The organism is Brevundimonas sp., assembly GCF_018608325.1.
In the GTDB taxonomy this organism is placed as follows: domain Bacteria; phylum Pseudomonadota; class Alphaproteobacteria; order Caulobacterales; family Caulobacteraceae; genus Brevundimonas.
Genome location: NZ_JABAZW010000125.1, coordinates 1 through 935 on the forward strand (window position 1 = coordinate 1; position 935 = coordinate 935).

Genomic DNA, 935 nt, shown 5'->3' on the forward strand with positions numbered 1-935 from the left:
CTGCAGGCCAAGGCCAGCATCCATGTCTTCGCCGACTATGATGTGGATGGCGCCTCCAGCGCCGCCCTGCTGGTGCGCTGGTTCCGAGCGGTGGGCGCCGAACTGCCCATCTATGTCCCGGACCGGATCAAGGAAGGCTATGGCCCTAGTGCTGCGGCCTTCGACACCCTGAAAGCGTCCGGCGCTGATCTGGTGGTCACGGTCGACTGCGGCGCGGCGGCGAACGAGGCCCTGGCCCATGCCGACAGCATCGGCCTGAATGTCGTGGTCATCGACCACCACCTGATGCGCCATGAACCGCCCAAGGCCTTAGCCGTCGTCAATCCGAACCGACCGGGCTGCAACTCGGGGCAGGGGAATCTGGCCGCGGCGGGCGTGGTCTTCGTCCTGCTGGCCGCTTTGAACCGAGAGGGACGCAAGCGCGGCCTGTTCGTTGATCGCCCTGAGCCCGACATTCGCCAGTGGCTGGATCTGGCGGCGCTGGGCGCCATCTGCGACGTGACCGGCCTGACCGGCTTCAACCGCGCCCTGACGGGTCTGGGCCTGAAGGTCATGAGCGACTGGAAGAATCCCGGCCTGCGCGCCCTGTTGGCCGCTGCGGGCGCCGAACAAGGGCCGGCCAAGAGCAATCACGCAGGCTTCATCCTGGGACCACGCATTAATGCGGGCGGACGCATCGGCCGATCCGATCTGGGCGCGCGACTGTTGTCCACAGATGACCCCACCGAAGCCGAGAAACTGGCCATCGAACTGGACGCCCTGAACCTGTCGCGCCGCGACGTGGAGAAGGCCGTCACCGATTCCGCTGTGCGCAAGGTCGAGGCGACCGGCGTCCATGCCGACGATTCGGCAGTCGTCATTGTGGCGGGCGACGATTGGCACCCCGGCGTGGTCGGCATCGTCGCTGGCCGCCTGCGTGAACGCTGGCGCAAGCC

Annotated in this window: 1 protein-coding gene; it reads left to right on the forward strand. The window is 67.2% G+C overall.

What is annotated here, in order from left to right; all coding sequences use genetic code 11:
• Positions 1-935, forward strand: a 935-nt coding sequence (locus tag QZ281_RS12180) for a DHH family phosphoesterase (protein ID WP_292228719.1), incomplete at both ends; no start/stop codon positions are given.